Genomic DNA, 21,111 nt, shown 5'->3' with positions numbered 1-21,111 from the left:
CCTTAGGCGGAAACCGCGTCCTGCTGGCGGCTACGAACCAAGAAGCGAGCGGCCAAGGCCCGGCGAACGGGCAGGTCGTACCATTTGAGGCACGCGTACGCGAGCGCTACGCACGCGACTAACACCCCCGCTCCGACCAAAGCTCCTTGAGCCGCCGGAACCTGGTTGTCGATAACCCAGCCTGTGTAAATGTACATGAGGGGATAGTGCGTGATGTACAGGGGGTAGGACAGGTCGCCGAAAAAGCGAGCCACCCGTACCGACGTGCCACCGACCTCTTTCTGACCGGCACCGATCACAACGATTATCGGGAACAGCAGCATCACGCACAACACTTCGTAGACGCCGTTCATCCACATTGCCTCCGTCCCGCCGATCCGCGGAACCGAAAGGGCGGCCACCAGCAACAGGCTGCAGATGAGGAATGAGTGGTTCGTGTGAATGCGTTTGCCGAGCCGCATCAGGAGCACACCGACGAAGAAGGGAAACATCACTCGGGACAATCCGATCTGGATACCGGCGGCATCCAGCGCCCAGCCGCCGATCAAGTCTCCGCGCTTCCCGAAGACAGCCAGCGAGATCAGCGCTACGCCGGCCAATGCTACCAGAATCCCAAGAGCGCGGTTGGAGAGTTTCCGCAGGCCGACAGCATAGAGAATATTCGCCACATATTCGTAGAACAAAGACCAAGCCGGACCATTCAGAGGATACATCTCGTCCCAGCCCCGAATGTCCGCGGATTTCGGGAGCGGGATCATCGTGAACCCGATCAGCATGACCAGCAGCACCTGCCAGACCGAGGCAGATCCCACCTTCGGGAAGATCGAGAAATACTGGAACCAGAACAGCGCGGCGCCGATGAGGCTTCCCATCACGATCATCGGCTGAAGCCGGATCAGACGCCTCTTGTAAAAGTCCCATTGGGTCATCCCACCCCAGCGGCTGTCGTATGCGTAGGCGACGACGAAGCCGGACAGCAGGAAGAAGAAGTCGACCGCTAGATAGCCGTGGTTGATGATCTGCCTCTGCGGATTGTTGTCGGCGTAGGCCTCGAACAGGTGGAACACGACGACAAGGAGGGAGGCGACCCCGCGGAGTCCGTCCAGAACGACATAGTGGCTCTTTTCCGGCGCGAGGGCCGACGTCGATGTCGCTGCTGACGAAGTATCCACGCCCGAACTCTCCCCACCCGAATCAATCGAATGTAACCGGTTACATAACTACGGCGGGGCGATCAACGCGGGTGATTGGACTGTCTGGATGGGTCGGAATCCGACATCAGCGCTCGGGAAGAAAAAGACGGTCCATTCGCTGATTCCCCTCATGCATCCTAGCCAACGCGCCTGAAGTAGGTGGTCACCGTGCGCGGCGTGACGTTGCCTGCCCAGACGATGGTTTCCTTCATCGACTTCCGATCTTCTTCGATCGTGTAGACCCGGGTCGAGACGGGCTCGCCGCCTTTGGTGAACGTCAGGACCAGGGTGTTCGGCGCCGGCTGGCGCATCGAGACCTGGTCGGCGAAGCTCATGTTGCCGGTGAGCGGGACAGGGTTGCCGTCTGCCGGGCCGGTCGCCTCGGCGTGCTGGCGGGAGCCGTCGGGGCCGATGATTTCGCTCCGGCCGGTCCATACCTGATCCGCTGACACGCGGAAATCGAGCGTGACGCTGCGGGGGCGTTCATCGGGCGGGAGGCGCGAGACGTCCAGCGACCACTTTCCGACTAAAGGGAGCTGTTCGGACGCGGCGGCCTGGACGACCTGGGAGCGCGGCTCGGCCTGCGGTGAGTTGGTGACGGCCATTCCAATGGCGGCAACAGCGATGGGTATCACGATCATGATCAATCCTTTCGACATTCCCCGGCCGCGATCGGCGGGCTGCGCCGGGTCTTGGGTCGGAGGATGCGAGCCGGATAGATCGATATTTTTGTCCCAGATTTTTTGTGCAGCAAGGATGCGGGCAAGCTCACGGCTGCTGCTGACGCCTGTCTTGCGGCGAGCATCGCGCAAGCGCTCGTTGATCGAGGCTTCGGACTGATCGAGACGCGTGGCGATCGACTTTCCCGTGTGGCCCATCGCCAGCAAGTGAAGCACCTCCAGCTCCTTCTCGGAAAGGGAGGCGATTGCGCTGGGCGGCACATTCGGAACAGGCATGGGCGGGGATCACCACAGGCCCGATCCGGCGTCCACCCAAATTTCTTGGCTCGCGCGCCGCTGCAGCCATTCAATCTTTGCATGCATGTGCACGTTGTCGCCGGGCTCGGGGCGTGGCTAACTGCGTGGGTGAACGGCCGCAGGTCCACCATCGACGATGTCGCCAAGGCGGCGGGTGTAGCGCGCGTGACGGTCTCGCGCGTCCTCAATAATGAGCGCGGCGTCCGGCCGGAGACGCGGGAGAGAGTTCGCGACGCGGTTGCGGCGCTGCGCTTCTCGGTGAACCTGCAGGCGAGGGCGCTGGCCAGCGGCGTGGATCGGACGATCCTCCTCATCCACGCCCACGGCCGGGAAGGCGAGCCGAACAGCCACTATCATTCGGGCCTCGAACTCGGCGCGATGCGCGCCTGCTCCGCCATCGGGTACGAACTGGTCACGCGCTCCATCAATCCAATGCGTGAGGACCGCGGCCACCTGATTGCGGCCATCGTCCAGAGGCTTCGCCCGGCCGGGATCGTGCTGCCGCCGCCGTTTTCAGACGACGTAGACCTCCTCACGACCATGAAGGACACCGGCATTCGCGTTTCCACCGTTTCCGCTGGCAAAAGGGGACGGGGAGTGGTGTCCTCGGCGGGGATCGACGAGCGTGCCGGCGGCGCCGCGCTGGGGCGGTACCTGGCCTCGCTGGGCCACCGGGATATTGCATTCATCAAGGGGCCGAACGACCACCTTGCCGCCTCGCTGCGCTATGAGGGGTTCGTCGAAGCGCTCAAGGCAGCGGGGCTCGGCCGGGAGCCGTGGACGGCGAGCGGTGACTTCAATTTCAAATCCGGGGTCGAGGCGGCGGAGAGCCTTCTTGCCCAAGGAAAAAGCTTTACCGCGCTTGCCTGCGCGAACGACGACATGGCGGCCGGGGCGATGTTCGCGCTGCACCGGGCACGCAAGACCATTCCGGGGGACATCTCGGTCACCGGCTTCGACGATTCGCCGATGTCGGAAATCGTGTGGCCGCCGCTGACGACGGTGCGGCAGCCGATCAAGGACATTGCCGAGCGGGCGGTTCGAATGCTTCTCGATCCGCCGCACGAAGGCGAGTACGCGCCGTTCGAAGCGCTGCCTCACGAGCTCGTCATTCGGGAGTCCACGGCGGCGCCGGGGAGGACGGATGATTGAACCTGTAAGGCCCATCACGATCGAGGACATCGAGGCTGCTCGCGAGCGGATCGCCGGCACCGTCCTTCGCACGCCGCTCGTCCGCCTGGAGCTGGGACGCGAGGTGCCCGAGATTTGGCTGATGCTGGAGAATTTGCAGCCGACCAACGCTTACAAGATTCGCGGCGCGGCCAATGCCGTTGCCCGGCTATCCGATGCGGAGCGAGCGCGCGGCGTGTGGACGATCAGCGCCGGCAATGCGGGGCAGGGAGTCGCCTATGCCGCCCGGACGTTCGGCATTCCCGCAAGCGTCGTGGCCATCGAGACAGCGCCGCAGACCAAGCTGGAAAGGATGCGGGCGCTTGGGGCGACCATCGTGCCGGTCTCCTACGACGAGGCGTGGAAGGCTGCAGAATCGCACTCCTATCCGGGGCTCGACGGCACCTTCATCCACCCCTTCGACAATCACGATTTCATCGCCGGTCATGGCACGATGGGTCTGGAGATTGTCGAGGACTGTCCGGACGTCCGCACGGTCATCTGCGCGATCGGGGGCGGCGGGCTGATCAGCGGGGTCGGCAGCGCGATCAAGGCGCTGCGTCCGGACGCGACTGTGCTGGGGGCCGAGCCGGAGACTGCGGCGCCCTATGCCTTGTCGCTGCGGGAAGGGGCGCCACAGAAATACGCGGACTGGGAGGCATCTTTCGTCGACGGTGCGGGCGGGAAGAGCGTCACCGAGCGGATGTGGGATCGCATGGGTCCGGTGACGGACGGATCGATCGTCGTCACGCTCGACCAGACCGCGAAGGCGATGCGCCTGATCGCGGAGAAAACGCGAACGATTGCGGAGGGGGCTGGCGGTCTCGCGTTGGCGGCAGCACTGACCGGCCAGGCGGGCGACGGACCGATCGTCTGCGTCGTTTCGGGCGGCAACATCGACCTCGACAAGTTCGCCGAGATCATCTCGGACTAGCTACAGCCAACCCTGCCGCTGGTACCAGCGAGCGGTCTCCGCCAGGCCCTTCTCGGTCGAGATTTCAGGTCGCCACAAATTGGCAGGCACGGGCCGATCGCTCGATACGACCCAGTCAGGATGACAGAAGTAGGCGACGCGGTCCGGGGTAAGCTTGGCCTTGTCGCGGCGGAATAGTCGATCGATGCCTGACGCCACGCTGAGCAAGGCGCGCGGGGTCGAGACGACTCCAGTCTTGACGCCGACGGCCCGCCCCAAGGCATGGCCGAATTCGATGTGCGACCATCCACCGGGCCGTCCATCGTCCGGCTCGACGATGATCTTGCTGGGAGCGTCCGGATCGCATGCGGCGAGGAGCAGTCGCGCCAGGTCGTCGACCTGGATCACGGACAGGCGGCCCTTCGGCGGCATGTAGACGATTCCGCGCCGCGCCATCTTGAACAGCTCGAGCGTCTCCCTGTCGCCGGGACCGTAAACGGCGGGTGGCCGGACGATCACCCAGTCGAGCCCTGACCCTTCGACCAGTTCCTCCGAGCGGGCCTTGGATGCGCCGTACTGCGAAAGCCGCGGCTCGCGGGCGGCGAGCGACGACACGTGGACGAATCGATGAGTGCCCGCGGCGGTGGCGGCGGCGAGCATGGCCAGTGTCCCGGTTACGTTCCCGGCTTCGAAACCCGCGGCGTCCGGCGCGTTAATCACGCCGGCGACGTGAATGACGGCGTCGCTGTCGATAACCAGGCGTCCAAGGGCTTCGCGGTCTTCGAGATTCCCCTCGATCCACTCAACGCCGTGGCGCGGCGGCTGGGCCTTGCGTGTAAGCGCCCGAACCCGGTGACCGCGTTCTACCGCGAGGTCGATCAGGTGGCGGCCGACAAAGCCGGTGCCGCCCGTGATCGCCAGGGTTAGAGCGGCGACCAAGGGCGCCCCTCCGCCGCCTCTTCCTCGCGCGCTTCGACTTCGGTTCCCAGCTTCCGGATGATGGCGTCGAGAAGCGGCTCGATGCCCTCGCCGAGCGGGGCGGAGATGGGGAAGGGAACCTGCCCCGTCGCGTCTTCCAGCTCGGCTTTGAGTTCGGCCAGCCGTTCTTCCGTGACGAGGTCCGACCGACTGAGCGCGACGACTTCAGCCTTGTTGGCGAGGCCCGCCCCGTAACTTTCGAGCTCGGCGCGAACCACGCGCCACGCTTCGACGGGATCGTCGCCGGCGGCATCGATCAGGTGAAGCAGGACCTCCGTGCGCTCGACGTGACCGAGGAAGCGATCGCCGATACCGGCGCCCTCCGCCGCGCCTTCGATCAGGCCCGGAATGTCGGCGAGCACGAATTCGCGACCCTTGTGGCGGACGACGCCAAGCTGCGGGCGAAGCGTGGTGAAGGGATAGTCGCCGACTTTCGCCGACGCATTGGTGACGCTGTTGAGGAAGGTCGACTTGCCAGCGTTCGGAAGCCCGACGAGGCCGACGTCCGCGAGGAGCTTCAGGCGGAGCCACAGCCACATCTCTTCGCCTTCGATGCCGGGCTGGTGCTGGCGAGGCGCGCGATTGGTGGAGCTTTTGTAGCTGGCATTGCCACGGCCGCCCATACCGCCTTCGAGAAGGACGAAGCGCTCCCCCTCGACCGTCAAGTCGGCGAGAAGGGTGCGATCCTCGTCATCGGCGAGAAGTTGCGTGCCTACGGGAACCTTGATGACCAGGTCGGGAGCCGCCGCGCCGGTCCGGTTGGATCCGGAGCCGCCCGTGCCGCGCTTGGCCCGGAAGTGCTGCGTGTAGCGGAAATCGATCAGCGTATTGAGGCCGGGCACAGCTTCAAAAATGATGTCGCCGCCCTTGCCGCCGTCGCCGCCGTCAGGCCCGCCGAATTCGATGAACTTCTCGCGGCGAAAGCTGACGGCCCCAGGTCCGCCGGAGCCGGAACGCACGTAGATCTTCGCCTGGTCGAGGAAATGCATGAGGCGGAGTTAGTCGCGCTTGCGTGCGAAAGCCACCTCAGTCCCGAGGGTGATCGGAGTCGAGCTGCAGGCGCAAGCGGTCGGCGGCCAGCTGCCGGGCCGTGTCGCGGTCGAGGGACAGGGCATCGGCGATCGATGCGCCGAGCAGGGAATCTCCGAGCGCGGCAAGCACGAGCCACAGGGTGGTCTCGCCGACATGATGATCCTCGTGACCGACGCTGAGTTGCGCGACCAGGACCCGAATCGATTCGAGGATCGGGTTCAAGGCATCGCGATTTCCCGAGATGATCATCCAGGCCGCAAGCGCACCGGCGCCCTCGCGGTCGAAGGCGTCGAAGGTGCCGTCGACCACTTCCCGGGCTTCCGCTTCTCCGGCGCGGGCCCGGGCGACGGCCTCGGCGATGCTGCCTGTCACGCGGTCGGCAATCGTTCGTGCAAGCTCCGCCTGGAGGCCGGCCGCAGAGCCGAAGTGATGGAGCAGATTGGCATGCGTCCGCCCGACCTTCGCGGCAACTGCCTTCAGCGTCACGGCCTGCGGCCCCTGATCAAGAAGCAACAGGCGCGCCGCCTCCAAGGCGGCGGAGCGGCTCTCTTCCGAATTGAGGCGTTTACGGCTTATTGACACTGTTGTCAGTTAATATACCTTATGACCATGAGTACAACGACTCTGCCGACTCCGGCTGACCTCACGATCACCCCGCGCGACCGCAAGTTCGAACGCGGCGATCTCGATCCGCGCCTGTGGCACGGCGGAAGCGTTGAGGCCACCGCGATTTACAACGCGCTCTCGGCCACTTTCCCAACCGGAGAAGCGTTCTTCGTCGAAAGCGTTCGCGCATTTCGCGACGGCGCGCCGCCGAAGCTGGCCGAAGAGATCAAGGGCTTCACCACGCAAGAGGCCATTCACAGCCGCGAGCATGCCGCGTTCAATCGCCGTGCCGCAGATACGGGTTACGATCTTTCGAAGCTTGAAGCGCAGATCGATTATCGCCTGGCGGTCACAAAGACGAAGCCGCCGATCGTCAGCCTCGCGGCGACGATGGCGCTGGAGCACTTCACCGCCATTCTCGCGCATGAGCTGCTCGCCGATCCAAAGCATCTGGCAGGCGCCGACAAGGATGCCGCCGACCTTTGGCGCTGGCATGCCTGCGAGGAGATCGAGCACAAGGGCGTCGCCTACGACACCTGGCTTCACGCAACCCGCAACTGGCCGCGTTCGAAGCGCTGGAAGGTGAAGGCGAAGGTGATGCTGTTTGTCACCCGCAACTTCGTCGTCGACCGTACCGCCGGGGCGCTGGAGCTGATGCGCCAGGACGGCGTGACTGGGTTCAACGCCTGGGCAAGGCTGCTGTGGTACCTCTGGATCCGCCCGGGCATGTTCCGCAAGATCGGGCTGGCGTGGGTCAAGTTCTTCCTGCCAGGCTTTCACCCGTGGAACGAGGACGACCGCGCTCTACTTCGGGCGTACGAGGCGAGTGCCGCCGCGATTGCGGCACCCGCCCCGCTCAAGAAGGTCCGCAACGCGGCCTAAGCGGCTAGCGCTTCCTCCTCCTCCTCGGCATCTGCGACCAATTCCAGACGCAGCAGGCGTGCCTGCGCCTCGGTCCCGCGCGCGCAGCTGATCCGTGGGGCTGTGATTCCTAGCGGGCTGAAGCCCAGTTTTTCGAGAACCCGGCCGGATGCCGGATTGTCGAGGAAATGCGATCCTTCCAGCTGCGGCAAGCCCAAAGCTTTGGCGATGTCGATCAGCGCGAAGCCCGCTTCAGTGGCGTAGCCGCGGCCCCAATATGCTCGGGAAATCCAGTAACCGAGTTCAACGGCGCCGGACGGGCGCCTTCCAAGTCCGCAAGAGCCGACCAGGTTCGGCGCGCCACCCGTCCGTTCGAAGATCAGGAAGGACGGCAGCACCGGGTCGCGCGGCTGCGCGAGGAACGCTTCCGCATCGCGGAGGCGATACGGCCAAGGCGCGGTCGCGAGATTGCGGACGATCATCTCGTCGGCAATCGCAGCGGCTAGCGCCGGGGCGTCCTCGGCCCAGCCGGGCCTCAGAAGCAGCCGTTCAGTCCTGGCGAACATCACTTCTTCTCCTTCACACGGCGCGCCCTAGCGGCACTCCGTGACTGTTTCGGGAGAAGAAAAAGAAAGGGAGAAGAGGGGGCTTCCCTCTTCTCCCTTGTGACCTTGCGGTCGATCCGGGGGCCCCCTCCTGGGGTGGCCCTTTATCGACCAGCCCCTATGCGATTTCCTCGGCTGCAATCGGCATTACGTGCACGTACTTGCGACCGAGTTTGCCATCGCGGAATGCAATACAGCCGTCGGTAAGCGCGAAGAGCGTGTGGTCCTTGCCCATGCCGACGTTATTGCCCGCGTGCCACTTCGTGCCGCGTTGACGAACGATGATGTTGCCGGCGCGCGCGCTTTGGCCGCCGAAAAGCTTCACGCCGAGGCGCTTGCTCTCACTGTCGCGACCGTTGCGGCTGGAACCGCCTGCTTTTTTATGTGCCATGAGGAAGTACTACCCGAATAAATTAAACGGTTGATTACTTGGCCTTAGGGGCCTTCTTGGCTGCGGCCTTAGCAGGTGCAGCATCCTTTGTCGACGGCGCCTTGTCGGTCTTTGCCTTCGTCTCGGCCTTCTTGGCCGGAGCTTCGGCAGCCGGAGCGGCTTCCGCCTTCGCAGGTGCAGCAGCCGGCTTCTCGGCCGGGGCGGCTTCCGCCTTCGGCTTCGCGGCCTTGGCCTTCTCGCCGCCGATCGACACGATCTTCAGGATCGTGTGGTTCTGGCGATGGCCCGCCTTGCGGCGGTAATTGTGCCGGCGGCGCTTCTTGAAGACGGTGACCTTGTCACCCTTCGCCTGGGCGACGATCTCGGCGCCGACGATCAGACCGGCGACGGACTTCAGCTCCGAGCCTTCCCCGGCGAGGAGGATGTCGGTGATGTCGATCTTGTCACCGGCTTGGCCAGCGAGTTTCTCGACGACGATCTTGTCTCCGGCGGTGACGCGATATTGCTTACCGCCCGTGCGCACGACTGCGAACATTGGCTCACTTCTCTTATAAAACTGGACGCGCGTCCGGGCAGGCCCTCGCGCGAAAGGCTGCCGCCTATGGCAGCGACCTTGGGCTGTCAACCGCATCGGGCTTGATTCTAGTGCCGGTGCTCCGGACGGAGCTGGTAGCGCCCCTCGTTGAAACCGTTGAAATAAGCCTCGATCGCGGGGTGGTCGATCGGCTCCTCGCTCTCGTCGTGGATCAGGTTCTGCTGACTGACGTAGGCGACGTAGCTCTGCTCGGCATTCTCGGCGAGCAGGTGATAGAAAGGCTGGTCCTTCGACGGGCGCAGGTCCTCGGGGATGGCCTCGTACCATTCCTCGGTGTTGGCGAAGGTCGGATCGACGTCGAAGATCACGCCGCGGAAATCGAACAGGCGGTGGCGCACCAAGTCGCCGATACCGAAGCGGGCCTTCGGCATGATCGGGGGGAGGGCAGAGTTCACTTCTGGAAAACGTTCGACGTGCGACATGGCTTCAATCTAGGGATCGCATCAGTTTCCACAAGGCGTCTAGGCAAGCGGGATGGGCCTTGCTAGAGGCGCGACCGCCCAGCCGGCATCGTCCGGTCAGCGCCTTCATGAAATGCGGAGAGGTGGCTGAGTGGTCGAAAGCACCGCACTCGAAATGCGGCGTACGGGCAACCGTACCGTGGGTTCGAATCCCACCCTCTCCGCCATCATCCGCTGGAGCGGGAAGCTCTCCAGGTCGCCATCAACGTCGCGATGTCGGTAAAAACCCCTTGAACTGCCTCGTCATTTGCGAGGCCTTCGAGCTCGCAGCTCCCCCTTTCACGCGTGTCAATTCGGGACACCAAGTCTCTGAAACCATTGACTCCGGGAGCGGGTAGAATATCGTTTTCCTATCGAAAGTTAATGTAGAAATAGCGCCTGCACGACTCCTGCTGGAATCACGGATGTGCGGTGAGCGGCCGGCCCCGGGGGAATAGATGAATAGCTACGACAATCGTCTGCGACTTCAGCCGGAAGCTCAGTCCGTGGCCATTATTGGCGGCGGCCCAGCCGGCCTCACCGCGGCCTATTGTCTGCAAAAGCATGGCTCCAGCCACCCCATCGTGCTCGAAGAATCTTCGCAAGTCGGAGGCATCGCCCGCACCGAGGTCTACAAGGGCTATCGGTTCGACATTGGCGGACACCGCTTCTTCACCAAGGTGAAGCCGGTCGAGAAATTGTGGAAGGAAGTCCTACCGAACGACTTCCTGCGTCGCCCGCGAATGAGCCGCATTTATTACCGCGGCAAATATTTCGCCTACCCGCTGAAAATGTTCAACGCCCTCAACAACATGGGCATTTACGAATCCGCGCGGATCATGCTGAGCTACCTGAAGTGGAAAGTTCGCCCGCACGTCGAGGAAGAGAATTTCGAGCAGTGGGTTACCAATCGCTTTGGCGGCCGCCTCTTCTGGCACTTCTTCAAGGCTTACACGGAGAAGGTTTGGGGCATTCCCTGCACGTCGATCCGTGCAGACTGGGCCGCCCAGCGCATCCAGAATCTCTCGCTGCGCAAGGCGGTGTGGAACGCGATTAGCGGATCGAACGACACCGCCAGCCTGATCGGCGCCTTCGACTACCCGCGCCTCGGGCCGGGCATGATGTGGGAGACGTTCCGCGACCGTGTCGAGGAGAAGGGCGGCGAAGTCCGGATGAATTCGCGGGCGACGCGAATCTATCGCGACGATCACCACGTCACGGCCATGGAAGTGACTCCCAACGAGGAGGGCGCGAAACCGTATCGCCTCGAGGCCGACCAGTTCATTTCGTCGATGCCGATTTCCGAACTCATCCTGGCGATGGATCCGCCGGCGCCGGCCGAAGTGCAGGTCGCTGCGCGCACGCTGCGCTATCGCGACTTTCTCATCGTTACCCTGATCCTCAAGGGCGAGGACCTGTTCCCCGACAACTGGATTTACGTCCACAGTCCGGAGGTCGAGGTCGGCCGCATCCAGAATTTCCGGTCCTGGTCGGAAGAAATGATCCCGGAGCCGAACCGGTCGAGCATCGGCATGGAGTATTTCGTCAACGACACGGACACGATGTGGAAAACCGACAACGCCGTCCTGATCAAGCAGGCCGCCGCGGAGCTCGAGCATCTCGGTCTCGCCAAGGCCAGCGACGTCGTCGACGGCACGGTGATCCGCCAGCCGAAGGCCTATCCGGTTTACGACGGCGACTATCAGGACGCTTTGGCCATCATCCGCGACTGGCTCGGCAATTTCGACAATTTGCAGGTGGTCGGCCGCAACGGCATGCATCGCTATAACAACCAGGATCACTCGATGCTGACGGCAATGCTGGCGGTCGACAATATCTACGGTGCTAAGAACGACCTTTGGGCCGTCAACGTCGAGCGCTCGTATCACGAGGAATTCGAGATCGCTTCGGACCGGGACAAGGCCGCCGAAGCGGCGCCGGCGGAAAGCAACCGGCCTGCCCAGTTCGCCGCGGCCTGAGTGCCGTGGGCGTTCCGTCCGTCTCCGTCATCGTTCCCGCCCATAATGCGGAAGCGACGCTGGGCGACTGCCTCCAGGCGCTGAAGGGCATGACCGTCGAGCCAGCGGAAGTGCTGGTCTACATCGACGGGGCAACAGACGGGACCGAGCAGATCGCTCGCGATGCTGGAGTCACCATCCTCAAGAATAATGGAAGTCCGAAGGGGCCGGCACTGGCGCGAAATGCCGCGGCCGCCGCCGCGACTTCCGAGCTGCTGTGGTTCGTCGACGCGGATGTCGTCGTTGCTCCGGACTGCCTGAGGCGACTGATCGAGGACATGCAGGCCAATGGGGCGGTCGGCGCGTTCGGATCCTACGACGACACGCCGAGATCGCTCCGTGCGACCAGCCTCTACGCGAACCTCCGGCACCACTTCATCCATCAGCGCGGCAACCGTGACGCAACGACCTTCTGGTCCGGCATCGGCCTGATGCGCCGCGACGTGTTTCTGCAGTTTGGCGGCTATGACGCCGAGCGCTTCCGCTACCCGAGCGTCGAGGATGTTGAACTCGGGATGCGGGTGATCGCCGGTGGCAATCGAATCCGGCTCGTCCCGGCCGCGCTCGGTAAGCATTGCAAGGATTGGAGCCTGTGGCGCGTTTGGCATACCGACGTCATGCGCCGTGCGCGACCCTGGACGGTCATGCTGAATGAGCGGCCGGAAGCTGGCCGCGACCTCAATCTCACGCGTGCCGAACAGGTCAAGGCGATGCTCGCGCTGATTACGCCGGTGCTGCTCTTCGCCGGGCTCTTCAAGCCGGTGATCGCGCTTCTCGGGTTGGCGACGGGTCTCGCTTATCTGTTTGCGAACCGGGAATTCTTCTCATTCCTCTTCCGGCGGCTATCCTTCGGCCAGTTCGCCGTCGCGGTGCTGATGCACTGGTGCTACCACTGCTATTCTCCGCTGACCTACGTTTTCACGATGGCTGAGCTTCGGCTGGCAAGGCTGGCGCGAGGGTTGGGCTCCAGCGTCGGTGCGTCGAGTCCGAGCGGTACGTCCGCTTCCAAGTTGTAAGGCTAGCGCTGCGCGTCTGAGTAGCAGCGCCGGAATGAATCCTCGGCAAGCTCCGCGCCGCGCGACCAGCTGAACAGCTTCGCCCGCTCGATTGCATTCCTGGTCAACTGCGCCCGCAGCTTGTCGTCATGGAGGAATCCGATGACGCAGGCAGCAATCGCGTCGGGATCTTCGGGCTCGAACAACAACCCCCCATCACCCACCACCTCCGGCAGGCTTCCACCCCGGCTGCTTGCCAAGACCGGAATGCCGCACGACATCGCCTCGACCGCCGGCAAGCCGAACCCTTCCCAAAGGGACGGGAAGACCAAAGCGTCGGCGGCATTCAGCAGTTTCGCCAGATCGGGATCGCTGATGTAGCCGGTGAAGTGGACGTGGGCGGAAAGCGGCGGTGTTGCCGCGATAAAGGCTTTGAGCTCACCGACATTGTCCCAGAAGCCCTTGCCCGACGTATCGCCAACCAGCGCCAAATGCGTCCTCGGCTCGGCCGCAATGATCTTCGGCAGGGCTTTCAGAAGTCCGAGGATGTTCTTGTGGGCGTTCATGCCGCCGACGTGCACGAGCACCCTCGCGTCAGCCGGGATCCCGTGAAGCGTCCGCTCACTGCCACGCAGCGCAGGATCGTCGATGATCCGGAAGGCGTCGTCTGCGGCTTCCGTGACGACGTCGATGCGCTCTTTCGGGAAGCGATGAATCGTCTCGAGGTCCCGTGCGGATGTCTCGGAAACCGTCATGGCTCGGGTCGTCTGCAGTCGGGCAAGGGCCGTTTTCGCCTGCCACAGCCAGTGGTTGGTCTTGGTCGGAAACAGCAGTTGCGGAAAGCGCTCGGCCGTCGCGTCGTGATAGCAGACGACCGTTGGCTTCCTCTGCAGCAGTGGAAAATAGGAATAGAGCGTCGGGAAGAAGAAGACGTCGTACGGGACGGACTTCGCCAGCCGCGCCATCTTCAGGAAATAGCCGGGCGATCGTGCCGAGCTGCCGACCGCGGACTGGTTCAGACCCAGGTCCGTGCGCGCGGTGAGAACTTTGGCGCTCTCCGGCAAGTCCTCCTCCGGAAGCTGGTCGAACAAAAGGGTGTACTGAAACCCAGTGTCCCTGGAGAGCAGCGCCTTCAGGATTTCGCGCGTGAAGCGCCCGAAGCCGCGGTCGTTCACCCAGCTCGTCGCGTCGACGCAAATGTGAAGCGGTGCGTCGGCCATTCTCACCCGTTCACCCGCTGCGGCGCGAGATAGCCCGCCATCTCTCCGAAGCTCCATGCCATCAGCAAGGGGACGATGAAGGGGACGGCCCGGAGGAAATTGCCGAAATGACGTTTCCGCTGCCATGCTCTGCGCCCCATTCTGAGCAGCAAGAGTGCCGGCAATACTGGGGCGAGCGCCGTGTACGCGAGCCGCTTGGGCGTCGTCAGCCAGGTTACGCGGGTGGCGCCGTACGAGCGGCCCCAGGAATATCGCTCACGCAGCGCCTCGCCGAAGGTCAGGGCGTGCCGGTTCTGATAAACGACCATGGTCGGATCGAGGGAGATCGTCTTGCCGAGCGCCCGCAAGGCGTCGTTGACCGGAACCTCGCGATAGGCGCCCTTCCAGCTTTCGCGGACGAGGTCGAGGTCGGCGCGCTTGTAGGTCACGTTGGCGTCCGAAGCGAACGCGGATGCACCGGCCGGCACCGGGTTCTGATAGCGGCCGAAGTCGCAGAAATAGACGGCCCAGTTGAGCGCTCTGTCCACGCCGTTCTCGATGGCTCCGCCAATTCCGGCGTCGGGTCGGCGGTGCGCCTCGACCACGCTTGCAGCCCACCGGGGGTCGGGGAGTTCGTGATCTTCGAGCAAGCCGATCAGTTCACCGGTCGCGGCCGCGATCGCGCGACCTCGCGGGACGTCATGGTGCTCGCGTCCACCGACGCGTTTCACGACGTCTGGCGTCGAAAGGAAACGAACGTCCGAAAAGCGCGCCTTGACCGCATCGAGCCCCTCGATCGGCTCGTGGTGCGCGACGATAATCTCCATCGTTGGAGGATCGGCCTGCTCCGCAAGGGCCCCGAGGCATTCCGCCAGATAGCCGGCGCGCGCGACCGGGGCGATCGTATCGCTGGAAAATCCAACGATCACCGACAGCTGAGGGGAAGCGCTCATTGCAGGGACGTAGTTTGCCTGCGTGAGGAGCGTCAATCGGCCGTGACGGGATGATCCGCGGCTGCATCAGAGCGAGACACATTGGTCGTTGCCATTGAAAGGCAGCGCGACGGACGGCTATCAGCCTTGAAACAGGTCGCTTCTTGGAAATCCGGATGAATAAGGCAGCAGTTTCAGACGATTGGACCTTGTCGGTCGTTCTCGGCCGGGTCAGCACCGAGGACGGCGATCGCGTCCTCGAAACCATCGCCGCGCTCGACGAGAAGGAGAGTGGAGCGCCGGTCGAGATTGTCATCGCGGACCGGCTGCAGGACGGGATCAGCGACCGCATCCGCAAAGAGCATCCGCACGTCCGCCTGGTACCTTGTCCGTCCGACATGACGCTGCCGGAAATGCGGCTGCAGGCCTTCGACCAGACTTCGGGTTCGATCGTTGCCGTCACCGAGGATCATTGCGTTCCGAGCCCCGGCTGGGCCGGAAGAGTCCGCGAGGCCTTCGCCAAGGGAGACGACGATCTCGTCGCGGTCGGTGGAAGCGTGGTCAACGGCGTTTGCGACCGTGGCCTCGATTGGGCGACCTTCATTTGCGAATACAGTTTCTTTTCGCCGCCGGTTGTCGAAGGCATGACCGACGCCTTGCCGGGCATGAACGTCGCCTACCGCCGCTCCGTGCTGGAAGAGGCCGATCGTGAGCGGCTGCGCAGCGGTTTCTGGGAAACGACACTGCATCCCGGCCTCGTTGCCGACGGCCCTACGTTCTATTCGAGCAACCAGCTCGCCATGTTCCACAAGAAGAAGTTCTCGTGGCGCCTCTTCATGGCGCAGCGCTTCATCTACTCGCGCTATTATGCCGGCCTGCGGTTCCAGAATGCGGGCATGGCCAAGCGCCTCGCCGCCGGGGTCGCGTCGCTCGCGCTCCCGCCGATCCTCTTCTACCGGATGACCCGCGCGATTGCGAAGAAGGGACTGCAACGCGAATTCATTCGCGCGCTCCCATCGCTTTCGACCTTCATCATCATCTGGGCGATCGGCGAAAGCTACGGAGCGATCTTCGGGCCAGGCGACGCCTTGGCACGCATCGAGTAGGATCGGCGCCGGGCAGCCGGTGCCATCAACTTCCACTTTCAGATTTCGGGGGAAACATGAAGTTCGGACTGATCGGCGCAGGCGCAATCGGCGCGATCCGCGCATCCGCGCTGGAGCGCTCGAAGAGCTGTTCGCTGACAGCTGTGCATGACCTGGACGAGGCGCGTGCCCGCAGCCTTGCGTCATCCGCGACCTTCCATCCGACGGTCGAAGCACTGATCGAGTCCCCCGACGTCGAGGCGGTGCTCATTTCGACCCCGCCGCAGTTCCACGAAGCGCTCGCCGTTGCTGCCGCCAAGGCTGGCAAGCATGCGCTCGTTGAAAAGCCGATGGCGGCAACCCCCGACGCTTGCGAGCGAATGATCAAGGCGGCGAAGGCGGCCGGGACCCTTCTGACTGTCGGCTACAACCAGCGCTATTTCCCGGCGCTGAAGGTTGTCCGCGACGCGGTCATGTCCGGCGACATCGGCCGTCTCAGCCATGTCCGCGCCTATGCCGGCCACGGCGGGCTTGGCGAGTTCAAGGCGCCATGGATGTACGACCATGCCGTGATGGGTGGCGGCGCGTTGATGGACAACGGCACCCACATCGTCGACCTCGTGCGCTACATCGTAGGCGATCCGACCGAAGTGTTCGGGCAAGCCCTGCACCGGGTCTGGGGCCTGGATGTCGAGGACGAAGCCATGGCTCTACTCAAGAGCGAAGATGGCGTGGCCGCCTCGATCGAAGCCAGCTGGGACGAGTGGAAAGGCTATCGCTTCCACATCGAAGCATACGGCGATCGCGGCATGGCCAAGGCTTATTACGCGCCGATGTTCGCCACCGTCATCCGCATGGACAAGCCAGGCGGCTCCAAGTCGGTCGAGCGGAAATTTTATCCGGAATCGATCATCCGTGAGAAAATCCGGGGTTGGCAGAGCACGGTCATCCAGGCCTTCGTCGAGGAGTTCGACGATTTCGCCGCTGCCGCCGCGGGTCAGCAAGGTTCCGGTCGCATCGCAATGGGCGCGGACGGAATGCGCGCGGTGCAGATTGCCCATGCCGTTTACGACAGCAGCCGGACAGGCAGCCAAGTGAAACTGGCGCCGCTGCCATAGCGACGGCAGTGACTCGCGCCATCGACATCGACGAAGGGACGGCCGCCCAGGGTCATCGGGCGATGTCCGGTGAAGCCTGCGCGCTCGCCGATGCGCTGGATCATGCCAGGCAGAGCCTGGAGCCGGTCACCTGGCGCGTCGCGGTCGGGCCGAACAGCGTCTATGCGATCGAAGCCGTTCACCGTCTGGCCGCCGAGTCCGGGATCGACGTTCGCTTCGTTCCTTCTTCCGAACTGGCCGGGCCAGAGCGTGTCTTCTTCGACGATTATGTGCGTTACCGCCTTCCCATAACGACTGGCGAGCGGCTGAAGCGCTTCGCCGAAGAGTGGACCGCAGCTGGGCTGGAGGCGCTTTCCGCGATGGTGGGCCTCGTCCTTCCCAAAGGAGCCCCACCGAAAGCTCCTGACCGGTTGAACTCCGTGGTCATCATCGGCGCTTATGGCGGCGATCATATCGGGGATGCCGCCATCCTCGGAGGCACGTTGCTCGGCCTCCACACTCGCTATGGCGTCACCCGAGCGACCGTCATGAGCGGTCGGCCCGCGCATACACGCAAGCTTGCAGAGGGCTTGTCCACACCGGTTGAGATTGACGTCGCTCCTTATCGGGCCAGCGAAGTGCGGCGGGCGTTGGCGGAGACCGACGGATTGGTTCTGGGCGGTGGCCCGCTTTATGGCTCACCACGGATCCTGGCCCGTCACCTCGCCGCCGTGTCTTCGGCCCATCGGCGAGGTCTGCCATTCTTGGTCGAACGGATCGGATTGGCTTATTTCGGCAATGCGCCGACCCGATGGGCGGGTAGGCGCATCCTCGAAAGTGCTTCGCGAATCTCCGTACGAACGTCTGCGTCAGCGCGACATCCGTTGATGGAGGGCCTCGCCGCCGAGATCGACCGGGACCCGGCATTCGATTATCTCGAAGCACGGGACGCACTGGACCGGCTTTCCACCGCAGATGCAGAAGCGGTTGGGGCCCTCCTCGCTGGAGCGGATGACAGTCTCAAGATTGGCATCAACTTGCGGCCTACACTGGATCAGTGGCGCGACTTGTCCGACCTCTCGCGAGACACGGTCGATCGTGTTTTCATGGCGAAGCTCGCCGAGGGCCTGATCGCCTTCGCCCGGGCAAGCAGGCGGCCGGTGACGTATGTCTTCTTCCCGATGAACGCGATCCAGCTCGGCATGTCGGACTTGTCTGCGGCTTATGAGTTGCGGCGAGCGGTCAAGGGGGCGGTCGACCTGCGGGTGTGGGAAGCCGACGCCGGCCTCGATGGCGTGGTTCACCTCTTGCGGCGCCTGGACGCCGCCATGGCAATGCGATTCCACGCCTCGATCTTCGCGGTGACTCAGGATTTGCCGCTGATTGGCCTCGACTATTTCTCCGGCGCGGGCGGCAAAGTCAGCGAGTTGTTGACGGATCTCGGCCGTCCGGAAGATGCGAGCACCGTGGGACGATTCACGCCTGAGTGGCTTGTGGAGCGGCTGGTGGGCCGTACGACCGGTTCGTTTTGAGACAGTGCCCACAACGTTCTTGCCCCTGTTAATAACCTAAGCAAGAAGCTGACGAGGACGTTCGGCCCAGCCTGCCGAGTGTATCGTCGTCCCCGCGTTCGAATCCGGAAACGGGAAGGGCCATGGCGGGACGATTCACGATAGCCCTACCCGAGCAGTCCGCGGACCTCGCTTCGGCCGAGACCCGGGAGGGTGCCCGGCTTTCCCGATTCTTCCTGATCGGACGCGTCCTCGCGCCGTCGGCACTGGTCCTTGCCGCCTTCATCTTCCGTCAGAGAATCGTCGATCTCATCCAGCACTTCAGCGGGCTCGAGTTCGTCTTCACCGTCGTCCACCTCTATTCGACGATGAGCGTTCGATTGATCCTCGGCGTACTGACCTTCGCGTTATTCGTCGCAGTCGGCATCACAGCCTTCAAGTATGCACGGCACCGCGTTCGGACCGTCATCTTCACCGGATTTTGCACTGCCTTCGTTGCATTTGCCCTCTGGTTCCTCGGGCGCGGACCCAATGCTTCGATCGCTGGCGGCGTCCTCGCCGGCACGTTGGTGGCGGCGAATGCCATTGCCCGGGAGACTTGGCATTCGTTACTGGCGGATCGCCCCTTCGGAAGGCTCGTGAACCTCGGGTTCTGGGTGCTCATCGGAATCGAGGTCGTCCTTCCTCGCGGATATTTTGCCTGGATAGACCGCAGTAAGAGCACGGCGAAGCCGTCACCGATCTGGCTTCGAATCTTGCCTGGAGCGTTGCTGGCGGCAGGCGCTTTCGCACTGATGGCGCCGTTCCCGAAGCTGATGCAGCTTGGGCAGACCATGTTCATGTCGCCTGCCGCGACGATCGTCTTTGGCCCCGAATACCAGGTCTTCTCCAAATACGATGTGTCAGACCTGGCGCGTAACCCAGTCACGGGCGATGTCTTCCTTTGCGGAGACTCCCAGGAATCGCCGAAAGTCCTGCGTCGCGGCGAGGCGCCGGCCGTGGACATTTCCATTTCCAACAACGGCAATGAGTTCTGTGAAATGGCCGACACGCGCGCATTCGTGACGGTCGCGAACAGTGCGACCGACGACTTGCTCGTGATCGACCCTGACAGCCTCAAGGTCCGCAGCAGCTTGCGCCTGGACAAGATGCCGTACGGCGAGATTTTCCTCGCCTCGCAGCCAAAATTCAATCTCATGGCGGTCGCGTCTGAAGACGAGGGCGGCATGGGCGGCGGCCCGACGGTCCGGATCGTCGAACTTGGCAAGATGAAGGTTGTTCAGCAGATCAACGCCGAGGTCGGATACCTGATCGCGGACCCCAACCGACCGGTCCTCTTCACCAATCATTTCGCGATGGACGCCGGCGTTCGTGCCTGGGATATGCGAACCGGCAAACTGCTGGCGACCTCCGCGCGCTTCGGGCGAAGCGATCGCATGGCGTTCGATGCGGCGCGTAACGAGGTTCTCGCGACGGTTCCGGAGACCGGGCAGATCTGGCGGCTGGATGCCGCGACCCTGACGTCGAAACCGCCGATCAAGACCGTGTTCGGTGCGCGTGGTCTCGGCATCGATGCCGACCGCGACCTCCTGCTGGTCGCAAGCTTTGTCACCGACGAGCTCGACGTCGTCGATCTCAAGACCGGCCACTCGCTCCGCCGCTATCGGCTCGGCCCGTGGCTCCGCGATGTGCTTGTCGTGAGCGATGAGGGCGTTGCCTACGTCGCCTCCCGCTATGGCGTCTACCGGGTCAACTACCTGCGCTGAGTGGGCGTGCGATCGCCGACCGGATCAGGGCGGCGTTCTCAGCGAGGTTCTCCGTCCGGAACAGGCTGTTGTGTCCGCCGCGCAATTCTACGCCCCGTACCTCGGCGCAATGAGCGCTCCATCCAAGGTCGTGCGGAAGCCCGGCGATGTGTTGCTCACCCGCGCGGAACAGGACGATGGTCCCGTCGAAATGACCGGTACGATGTCCAGCCAGAGACCGGCCGCGCAGGTTCTGGAGTAGGAGCCTGCGCAGTCCGAGAGAGGCGGGCTTTCCGAATACGCTGCCGACCGCCGGGATGGCCCGGCGTAACGGTTCGGCAAGCCCACCGGCAATCAAGAGGCGGCTGGCTACGTCGGCAATGGTGCGAACGGGGCCGCTCGCCTCGTCGCTGTTGGATACCCGCCGGCCGGCCACGGAAAGGCTGAGCGCCCGGCTGTCGAACAGAGCAAGGAGACCGACTTCTCGCCCCTGTTCCTGGAATTCGCAGGCTGCGGCGAAGGCGACCTGCGCGCCGAACGAATAGCCGGCGATGTTGACCTTTCCGGTCGGCTCGACGTCGTGAATTCGCGCCACTGCTCGAGCGACAATGCCGGCGAAGTCGCGGATCTCGGCGCTGGGCCGGTCTATGTCCGGATGATCGACGAGCACGAAGTCCGCACTATCGGCCAGCTCGGAGCGAAGGTTCGCCAGGCCGGCCTCGTCACCTCCGATCCCGGGCAGCAGAAATACTCGCGGCAATGCGCGCG

General features: G+C 63.7%; 20 protein-coding genes, 1 tRNA gene and 2 pseudogenes. 11 read left to right on the top strand and 12 right to left on the bottom strand.

Annotated features, from left to right (window positions below; translation table 11 throughout):
* Positions 1-2 precede the first annotated feature (2 nt).
* Together ABD928_RS05030 and ABD928_RS05025 are read right to left on the bottom strand one after the other, a co-directional pair.
* The gene (locus ABD928_RS05030) at positions 3-1,172 is read right to left on the bottom strand and encodes an acyltransferase family protein (RefSeq protein ID WP_345166700.1); all 1,170 of its coding nucleotides are present in this window, start codon (positions 1,170-1,172) and stop codon (positions 3-5) included.
* A 158-nt stretch (positions 1,173-1,330) separates the two neighbouring features.
* On the bottom strand, positions 1,331-2,149 hold the full coding sequence (locus tag ABD928_RS05025; protein WP_345166694.1) for a helix-turn-helix transcriptional regulator: 819 nt from the start codon (positions 2,147-2,149) through the stop codon (positions 1,331-1,333).
* 81 nt (positions 2,150-2,230) lie between these two features.
* On the opposite strand from ABD928_RS05025, the gene ABD928_RS05020 reads away from it, so the two are divergent.
* The gene (locus ABD928_RS05020; protein ID WP_345166692.1) at positions 2,231-3,322 is read left to right on the top strand and encodes a LacI family DNA-binding transcriptional regulator; all 1,092 of its coding nucleotides are present in this window, start codon (positions 2,231-2,233) and stop codon (positions 3,320-3,322) included.
* Entirely contained in the window at positions 3,315-4,274 is a 960-nt protein-coding gene (locus ABD928_RS05015) for a threonine ammonia-lyase (protein WP_345166689.1), read from the top strand. Before ABD928_RS05020 ends, ABD928_RS05015 begins: the two co-directional genes overlap by 8 nt.
* On the opposite strand, the gene ABD928_RS05010 is transcribed toward ABD928_RS05015, so the two are convergent.
* Genes ABD928_RS05010 through ABD928_RS05000 form a run of 3 tightly spaced genes read right to left on the bottom strand, consistent with a single transcriptional unit; the run spans position 4,275 to position 6,845 of the window.
* The gene (locus ABD928_RS05010) at positions 4,275-5,192 is read right to left on the bottom strand and encodes an NAD-dependent epimerase/dehydratase family protein (protein ID WP_223276328.1); all 918 of its coding nucleotides are present in this window, start codon (positions 5,190-5,192) and stop codon (positions 4,275-4,277) included.
* Positions 5,177-6,220, bottom strand: a complete 1,044-nt coding sequence (gene obgE / locus ABD928_RS05005) for a GTPase ObgE (RefSeq protein ID WP_345166686.1) — start codon at positions 6,218-6,220, stop codon at positions 5,177-5,179. Before obgE ends, ABD928_RS05010 begins: the two co-directional genes overlap by 16 nt.
* A 37-nt stretch (positions 6,221-6,257) precedes the next feature.
* On the bottom strand, positions 6,258-6,845 hold the full coding sequence (locus ABD928_RS05000) for a TetR family transcriptional regulator (protein ID WP_187714682.1): 588 nt from the start codon (positions 6,843-6,845) through the stop codon (positions 6,258-6,260).
* Between the two features lie 27 nt (positions 6,846-6,872).
* Here ABD928_RS05000 and ABD928_RS04995 point away from each other — a divergent pair, with 27 nt between their 5' ends.
* Positions 6,873-7,751 carry a metal-dependent hydrolase gene (locus ABD928_RS04995; RefSeq protein ID WP_187714681.1) on the top strand — a complete coding sequence of 293 codons (879 nt, stop codon included), beginning with the start codon at positions 6,873-6,875 and terminating at the stop codon, positions 7,749-7,751.
* Here ABD928_RS04995 and ABD928_RS04990 read toward each other — a convergent pair.
* Both ABD928_RS04990 and rpmA read right to left on the bottom strand, forming a co-directional pair.
* A complete protein-coding gene (locus ABD928_RS04990) occupies positions 7,748-8,296 on the bottom strand; it encodes a GNAT family N-acetyltransferase (RefSeq protein WP_187714680.1) in 549 nt (182 codons plus the stop codon). The genes ABD928_RS04995 and ABD928_RS04990 overlap by 4 nt on opposite strands.
* 157 nt (positions 8,297-8,453) lie before the next feature.
* A pseudogene (rpmA, locus tag ABD928_RS04985) lies at positions 8,454-8,714 on the bottom strand (50S ribosomal protein L27); the annotation flags it as partial.
* On the opposite strand from rpmA, the pseudogene ABD928_RS15375 reads away from it, so the two are divergent.
* Positions 8,703-8,747 (top strand): annotated as a pseudogene (locus ABD928_RS15375) (hypothetical protein); the annotation flags it as partial. The pseudogenes rpmA and ABD928_RS15375 sit on opposite strands and share 12 nt — an antisense overlap.
* 13 nt (positions 8,748-8,760) lie before the next feature.
* Here ABD928_RS15375 and rplU read toward each other — a convergent pair.
* Together rplU and hspQ are read right to left on the bottom strand one after the other, a co-directional pair.
* Entirely contained in the window at positions 8,761-9,261 is a 501-nt protein-coding gene (rplU, locus tag ABD928_RS04980; protein ID WP_345166682.1) for a 50S ribosomal protein L21, read from the bottom strand.
* 107 nt (positions 9,262-9,368) lie between these two features.
* Entirely contained in the window at positions 9,369-9,692 is a 324-nt protein-coding gene (gene hspQ, locus ABD928_RS04975) for a heat shock protein HspQ (protein WP_345170149.1), read from the bottom strand.
* Between the two features lie 167 nt (positions 9,693-9,859).
* On the opposite strand from hspQ, the gene ABD928_RS04970 reads away from it, so the two are divergent.
* From ABD928_RS04970 to ABD928_RS04960, 3 genes are all read left to right on the top strand, one after another.
* Positions 9,860-9,949 (top strand) — tRNA-Ser (locus ABD928_RS04970).
* A 270-nt stretch (positions 9,950-10,219) separates the two neighbouring features.
* A complete protein-coding gene (locus ABD928_RS04965; protein WP_187714677.1) occupies positions 10,220-11,740 on the top strand; it encodes an NAD(P)/FAD-dependent oxidoreductase in 1,521 nt (506 codons plus the stop codon).
* 5 nt (positions 11,741-11,745) lie between these two features.
* A complete protein-coding gene (locus ABD928_RS04960; RefSeq protein ID WP_187714676.1) occupies positions 11,746-12,795 on the top strand; it encodes a glycosyltransferase family 2 protein in 1,050 nt (349 codons plus the stop codon).
* 2 nt (positions 12,796-12,797) lie between these two features.
* On the opposite strand, the gene ABD928_RS04955 is transcribed toward ABD928_RS04960, so the two are convergent.
* Positions 12,798-13,994, bottom strand: a complete 1,197-nt coding sequence (locus tag ABD928_RS04955; RefSeq protein WP_345166677.1) for a glycosyltransferase family 4 protein — start codon at positions 13,992-13,994, stop codon at positions 12,798-12,800.
* Positions 13,995-13,996: 2 nt separating this feature from the next.
* A complete protein-coding gene (locus ABD928_RS04950; protein ID WP_345166676.1) occupies positions 13,997-14,926 on the bottom strand; it encodes a glycosyltransferase in 930 nt (309 codons plus the stop codon).
* Between the two features lie 155 nt (positions 14,927-15,081).
* Between ABD928_RS04950 and ABD928_RS04945 the strand changes: the two genes are divergently transcribed.
* The 4 genes from ABD928_RS04945 to ABD928_RS04930 all read left to right on the top strand — a co-directional run bounded on the left by ABD928_RS04945 (position 15,082) and on the right by ABD928_RS04930 (position 20,364).
* Positions 15,082-16,011: a glycosyltransferase family 2 protein gene (locus ABD928_RS04945; protein WP_187714672.1), complete on the top strand. Its 930-nt coding sequence runs from the start codon at positions 15,082-15,084 to the stop codon at positions 16,009-16,011.
* Between the two features lie 56 nt (positions 16,012-16,067).
* Positions 16,068-17,108: a Gfo/Idh/MocA family protein gene (locus ABD928_RS04940; protein ID WP_345166674.1), complete on the top strand. Its 1,041-nt coding sequence runs from the start codon at positions 16,068-16,070 to the stop codon at positions 17,106-17,108.
* 8 nt (positions 17,109-17,116) lie between these two features.
* Complete coding sequence (locus ABD928_RS04935) at positions 17,117-18,619, top strand: polysaccharide pyruvyl transferase family protein (protein ID WP_187714670.1); 1,503 nt, start codon at positions 17,117-17,119, stop codon at positions 18,617-18,619.
* 122 nt (positions 18,620-18,741) lie between these two features.
* The gene (locus ABD928_RS04930) at positions 18,742-20,364 is read left to right on the top strand and encodes a YncE family protein (RefSeq protein WP_187714669.1); all 1,623 of its coding nucleotides are present in this window, start codon (positions 18,742-18,744) and stop codon (positions 20,362-20,364) included.
* Here the strand turns inward: ABD928_RS04930 and ABD928_RS04925 are convergent.
* Positions 20,348-21,103: a thioesterase domain-containing protein gene (locus ABD928_RS04925; RefSeq protein ID WP_345166669.1), complete on the bottom strand. Its 756-nt coding sequence runs from the start codon at positions 21,101-21,103 to the stop codon at positions 20,348-20,350. The genes ABD928_RS04930 and ABD928_RS04925 overlap by 17 nt on opposite strands.
* Positions 21,104-21,111 lie beyond the last annotated feature (8 nt).

It is taken from the genome of Sphingomonas daechungensis (assembly GCF_039543105.1).
GTDB lineage: Bacteria > Pseudomonadota > Alphaproteobacteria > Sphingomonadales > Sphingomonadaceae > Sphingomicrobium > Sphingomicrobium daechungense.
This window is presented reverse-complemented; position numbering and strand designations above follow the sequence as displayed.

Bases quoted from the DNA above. Each gene is read 5' to 3' on its own strand.
- hspQ (WP_345170149.1), bottom strand. From the start codon at position 9,692: ATGCCGAAGGCCCGCTTCGGTATCGGCGACTTGGTGCGCCACCGCCTG.
- ABD928_RS04995 (WP_187714681.1), top strand. From the start codon at position 6,873: ATGAGTACAACGACTCTGCCGACTCCGGCTGACCTCACGATCACCCCG.
- ABD928_RS04945 (WP_187714672.1), top strand. From the start codon at position 15,082: ATGAATAAGGCAGCAGTTTCAGACGATTGGACCTTGTCGGTCGTTCTC.
- ABD928_RS04955 (WP_345166677.1), bottom strand. From the start codon at position 13,994: ATGGCCGACGCACCGCTTCACATTTGCGTCGACGCGACGAGCTGGGTG.
- obgE (WP_345166686.1), bottom strand. From the start codon at position 6,220: ATGCATTTCCTCGACCAGGCGAAGATCTACGTGCGTTCCGGCTCCGGC.
- ABD928_RS04930 (WP_187714669.1), top strand. From the start codon at position 18,742: ATGGCGGGACGATTCACGATAGCCCTACCCGAGCAGTCCGCGGACCTC.
- rplU (WP_345166682.1), bottom strand. From the start codon at position 9,261: ATGTTCGCAGTCGTGCGCACGGGCGGTAAGCAATATCGCGTCACCGCC.
- ABD928_RS04940 (WP_345166674.1), top strand. From the start codon at position 16,068: ATGAAGTTCGGACTGATCGGCGCAGGCGCAATCGGCGCGATCCGCGCA.
- ABD928_RS05025 (WP_345166694.1), bottom strand. From the start codon at position 2,149: ATGCCTGTTCCGAATGTGCCGCCCAGCGCAATCGCCTCCCTTTCCGAG.
- ABD928_RS04965 (WP_187714677.1), top strand. From the start codon at position 10,220: ATGAATAGCTACGACAATCGTCTGCGACTTCAGCCGGAAGCTCAGTCC.
- ABD928_RS04990 (WP_187714680.1), bottom strand. From the start codon at position 8,296: ATGTTCGCCAGGACTGAACGGCTGCTTCTGAGGCCCGGCTGGGCCGAG.
- ABD928_RS05015 (WP_345166689.1), top strand. From the start codon at position 3,315: ATGATTGAACCTGTAAGGCCCATCACGATCGAGGACATCGAGGCTGCT.
- ABD928_RS05020 (WP_345166692.1), top strand. From the start codon at position 2,231: ATGCATGTGCACGTTGTCGCCGGGCTCGGGGCGTGGCTAACTGCGTGG.
- ABD928_RS04950 (WP_345166676.1), bottom strand. From the start codon at position 14,926: ATGAGCGCTTCCCCTCAGCTGTCGGTGATCGTTGGATTTTCCAGCGAT.